The sequence below is a fragment of the Rhodococcus sp. O3 genome (assembly GCF_048897285.1).
GTDB lineage: Bacteria > Actinomycetota > Actinomycetes > Mycobacteriales > Mycobacteriaceae > Rhodococcus.
On record NZ_JBMBTE010000208.1, the window covers coordinates 1 to 5,177 of the forward strand.

Below are 5,177 nucleotides of genomic sequence, written 5' to 3' on the forward strand. Positions count from 1 at the left end.
AACGCCCTCGGCGGCAAGAACCTCGACGCCACGATCTCCCGCTGGGTGGACCGGCAGCTCGCCGACGAGGACCCCGATCTGGCGGCATGGTTGCGCCGGCCGGAGGGTCTCGACGCCCGCCGCAACCTCGACGATCAGATCCGACGCGCCAAGGAGCTTCTCTCCCAGGCTCCTTCGGCGACCGTTCGGGTCACCGGCAACGGCGCCGACATGACGTTCACGCTGACCCGGGACGAGTTCGAGCAGCTGATCGAACCGCAGATCACCCGAGGCGTGCAGCTGGCCGCGTCGGTGCTGCGCGAGGCCGGCGTCGACCGCGGTGGTCTGCAGGCGCTGTATCTGACCGGTGGCTCGTCGCGCATCCCCTACGTGCACCGGCGGCTGGCCGAACTCGGCCCGATCGCCACCCTCGACGACCCGAAAACCGTGGTCGCCAAGGGCGCGGCCGGGTTCGTCGCGGGTGGCCGCGTCACCGACCCGGCGGCGGACCAGCAGACCGTGGCGCTGGCGCGCGATCACGCACCCGGCCCCCGCCATGCCGCCCCGACCGGCCGGCCGCAGCCCGCACCCGCCGTCTTCGCCGACGCTGCAACCTCGGGAACCGCCTCGGCCGGGAAGCGCAAGCCGCTGCTGGTCGGCGCCGGTGTTCTCGTAGCGGCCGCGGTCGCTGCCGGCGGCGTCTACGCCTTCGTCCAGAGCGGCGGAACCGGTGGAACGTCCACCGCCGCCGCGGACACCGTCGAAACGACGACGGTGCTCGCCTCCGAAGGTGGTCTGCCGCCCGCCACGTCGGACTCCACGTACATCAGCGAATCCACCGACGATGTCACCTCGATCCTGCCCGCCAAGCTGATCACGTCGTCCGTTTCGTGCGAGAAGGCCGGGTTCAGCATGGAGAACGCCCTGCGCGTCGACTGCGACATCGATCCCGCTTCGTCCCTGGGCAAGACGATCGGCATGGGAGAGCACGACTACGTGACGGTGTCCGCGTACCGCGACGATCAGTACGCTCGATCGACCCTGATCCGCATGCGCGACAAGCCGATCACCGGCTATACGTCGGTTCTCTCCGAGGACGGGAACCGCATCATCGAGTACCAGCCGTCCGACCCGTACACCTCCTTCTTCAACGGGATCGACAAGACGAAGGGTCTCGTGATCAGTTTCTCGATCGCACCCGTCGACAAGGGACTGACGCTCCTGCGAGAGCTCGGATTCCCTACGTCCTGAACAAGTTTCACCCCCCGAGGCCTCGCCGCAAGACGGCACGAGAACGACGGCACACCAGAACGACAAGGAGTTCCACATCATGCGTACGTCACGCGTCCTCACGGCCGCCGCAGCGGCAGCCGCTCTCGCCCTCACCGGGTGCAGCAGCGACGTCGAGGGCACCGCCGTCGACAGCGAGACCGCCGCGCTGGCCGCAGATTCCGGTGCCGAGCAGCAGGCGGACTTCGACATCGAGTCCCTCGACACCGGCGGATACAACACCGTCCCGAAGGACTTCGAGGCGGAAGGCCAGCTCGCCGGCGACTTCGGTCCCGCCGTCGAAGGCCAGCGCCTGGCCGAGTTCGTCGTTGCCCCGTACACGATCGACCCGAAGCTCGTCTCGGGCGGCGGCATGAACCAGGGCGTCGGCGTCGGGGGTCTCGCGAAGCTCGGGCTCCTGAGCGACTCCGTCTCCGCGATCTCCGACAACTACGAGATCATCACCACGTTCAGCGACTTCCAGGACTACGCCGACGGCTCCCACGGCCTCGGGATCTCCGTCGTCCGACTCCCGGACGAAGCATCCGCGGCCGCCATCGTCGCCGACCTCTACGCCGACGAACTCACCGACGGCAGCGGAGGGGACGACATCTTTGCGTCGGGGGCCGGCACTCCGATCACACTGCCCGGCCTGCCCGACACCAAGGCCGTGACCTTCCGGTGGGAAACCGGCTCCGACACGGTGTCCTCGTACACCGTCAACGGCCCTCACTTCATCTACACCTACGCGTCCACCGACGCCGACGACCCCGAGTGGGCGAAGGACATCACCACGCGCGCGCTCGAGAAGCAGATTCCGTTGCTCGCGAGCTTCCCGTACACGCCGACGCCGGAGATCCCCGAGCTGGTGGTCGACATGGACAAGGTCCTCGCCCGCGCCGTCGGCTACACCGAGGACGAGACGACCCGGAACTCCGAACTCGCGGTGTACGGCCCGCTGGGCTGGCTGCACTTCGACAGCAACCCGGCACAGACGGCCGCGCTCTTCGAGAAGACCGGCACCGACCGGGTCGCCCTGGCGAACTCCGGTGTGTATCGCACGGCAAGCCCGGAGGATGCCGAGACCGTTCGGGACGCATTCCTGGCGCAGACCCGGAAGAACTACTCCGAGGTCACCGAGGATGCGTCGGTGCCGCAGAACGTTCCCGACACGACGTGCATGAGCGGTGACGTCGCCGAGGGCCGGATGTCGGTGTGCTACATGACCTATGGCCCGTACGTCGCCGAGATCAGCGGCTTCCGGCCGATCGGCAACACCGACCCCGAGAACGACACGTTGCGCACGATGTCGCAGCGAATCGCGACCCAGTACGTCAAGTTCGTCAAGGCCGAAGAGATGGGCCTCGGCCGGAACTGATCCCGTTCCCACCTGTGCCCCCTGTCGCCGGCCGCGGCAGGGGGCACAGCCGTTTCACCGGCAGGGGCGGGGCTACTTCTCCTCGATCCGCTTGGCGCCGAGGATGTCCTTCAGCAGTTCGAGGGCAACGTCCTCGGGGTCGCGACGAGTCGACGGATCACCCGGGGTCGCGGCCTCGGCGAACATCTCCTCGACGTCGGCTTCCGTCACCGCCGACGGGTCCGGAGGCGGAGCGTCGTACGCCGCTTCCGGCCCGGGATCGTCCGGGAGGTCCGGGGCTTCCGGGGGCGGAATGTCGTCGTAGTTCGGTCCCTGCGCCGACGGTTCGGGGCGGGCCGGACCCGGGTTCTTCTGCTCGTCGGGACGCGCCTGGGCCGCGGCACGATTGGCCTGGCTCGGCCTCGAGAACCTCGGCTGCCCGCTCGGTCGTGACTGTTGCTGCACGGGAGCGGCTTTCACGGGAGCCGGCGCGGCCGACCCGTGCACGCACGTCACCTCGAAATCGACGCCGAACACCTCGCGCAGCGCATCGGCGACGACAGCGGCATTGCGCGGTTCCGCGAGACGCTTCACGAGCGGCATCGAATCGTGGACGAGGACCACGCGCGTGCCCTCCACGTCGCGCACCGACGCGCCGGACAGCATGACCTCGACCGTACGGCTGCGGGCACGCACCTTCGCGCGCACCTCCGACCACACCGCCCGAAGACCCGCCGCGTCGGGACCCGACGCCGGCTGCGACGGTGCGGCGGGCTGGGGTTCCGGCTGGGGTTCCGGCTCCGGTTCGCTGCGGTCGGCGACGGAACGGTCCGGCTGCGGCGGCGAAATCGGCTCGGGCTCGGGAGTTTTCGATTCGACGGGACGTGCAGCCGGTTCGGGGATCGGAGCCGGCTCGGATGCCACCGGTTCCGGAGGTGTCACCGCTGCAGGTTCCTGCGGTGCGGGACGTGCAGGCTCCGCCGGAGGTGCGGGCCTTGCAGGCTCCGCCTGCGGGGCGGGCGCTGCCTGTTCCATCGCACGCCGTTGCGACGGCCGCTGGAACCGGGCGGCGGGTTCGTCGGGTGCGATCGGCGCGACCGCCGGTTCCGGCACCGGGCGCGGCGCGGTCGCCGGAGCCACACCTGCCGGGGCCGCAGCACCTGCCGCCGCCGGGACGAATCCCTGTTCGAGTCGTTCGAGCCGTTGCAGCACAGCGGTTTCCGCATCGGATACGGCCGGCAGCAGCATCCGGGCGCACATCACCTCGAGCAGCAGGCGGGGCGCGGTCGCGCCGCGCATCTCCCCGAGACCCGCGTGCACGATCTCGGCGTACCGCGTGAGAGTGGCCGGCCCGATCCGGTCGGCCTCGTCGCGCATCCGGTCCAGGATGTCGCCGGGCGCGTCGACGAGACCGCGGTCGGCGGCGTCGGGCACCGATCGGAGCAGGATCAGATCCCGCAGGCGCTCGAGCAGGTCCACCGCGAAGCGGCGCGGATCGTGCCCCGCGTCCATCACCTTTTCGACGGTGCCGAACAGTGCCGCACCGTCCCCGACCGCGAGCGCGTCGACGGCCTCGTCGATGAGCGCGACGTCGGTGACACCGAGCAGCGCGAGCGCGCGGGAGTAGGTCACCCCTTCGGGCCCGGACCCGGCGAGCAGCTGGTCCATCACCGACAGCGAGTCGCGCGGCGACCCCCCGCCCGCCCGGATGACCAGCGGGTACACGGCGTCCTCGACGGGCACGTTCTCCTGCGTGCAGATGCGCTCGAGCAGCCCGCGCATCGCGGTCGGCGCGAGCAACCGGAACGGATAGTGGTGGGTGCGCGACCGGATGGTCGGCAGCACCTTCTCCGGTTCGGTCGTCGCGAACACGAAGATCAGGTGCTCCGGCGGTTCCTCCACGATCTTGAGCAGAGCGTTGAAGCCCTGCGTGGTGACCATGTGCGCCTCGTCGACGATGAAGATGCGGTACCGGGACTCGGCCGGGGCGTAGAACGCGCGGTCGCGCAGTTCGCGGGTGTCGTCGACACCGCCGTGGCTGGCCGCGTCGAGTTCGATGACATCGAGGTTGCCGCCTCCGCCGGGGCCGAGCGCGACACACGAGGCACAGACCCCGCACGGCGTCGACGTCGGGCCCTCCACGCAGTTCAGGGACCGCGCGAGGATGCGCGCCGACGAGGTCTTGCCACAACCGCGCGGCCCGGAGAACAGGTACGCGTGATTGATACGTCCCGTGTCGAGGGCGGTGCTGAGGGGCTCGGTGACGTGCTCCTGCCCCACCACCTCGGCGAAGGTCGCCGGTCGATACTTCCGGTACAGGGCCACGCGCCGAGACTACCGGCGCACTCCGACACGAGGGCCGAGTGGTCGCCACCGGGCGGTCCGGGCAGGTGGAGACGGTCCGTGATCGAGACCACACACTCTCAACGCTTGCGTTAACGATATATCGCGTTCTATCTTGATGGTGTCGAACAAACAGAAAGGGCGTACACAATGCGCAACGAACGACACTTCGGCGGACAGCGCCGACACAGCACCCCCGATGGCGAATTCCACCGCGGCCGTCGCCGCG

3 protein-coding genes are annotated in these 5,177 nt (G+C 69.6%); 2 read left to right on the forward strand and 1 reads right to left on the reverse strand.

The features are described from left to right. On the forward strand, positions 1 to 1,230 hold a 1,230-nt coding region (locus ACN675_RS27475; RefSeq protein ID WP_420753829.1), incomplete at its 5' end, for an Hsp70 family protein. A gap of 79 nt (positions 1,231 to 1,309) precedes the next feature. After that, positions 1,310 to 2,626, forward strand: coding sequence for a DUF7373 family lipoprotein (locus ACN675_RS27480; protein WP_420753830.1), 1,317 nt, complete (start codon positions 1,310 to 1,312; stop codon positions 2,624 to 2,626). Between the two features lie 72 nt (positions 2,627 to 2,698). On the opposite strand, the gene ACN675_RS27485 is transcribed toward ACN675_RS27480, so the two are convergent. Continuing rightward, complete coding sequence (locus ACN675_RS27485; RefSeq protein WP_420753831.1) at positions 2,699 to 4,930, reverse strand: DNA polymerase III subunit gamma and tau; 2,232 nt, start codon at positions 4,928 to 4,930, stop codon at positions 2,699 to 2,701. Between the last annotated feature and the right edge of the window lie 247 nt (positions 4,931 to 5,177).

What these genes read in the sequence shown, in the direction of transcription:
- ACN675_RS27480 (WP_420753830.1), top strand. Translation starts at nt 1,310, where the DNA reads ATGCGTACGTCACGCGTCCTCACGGCCGCCGCAGCGGCAGCCGCTCTC.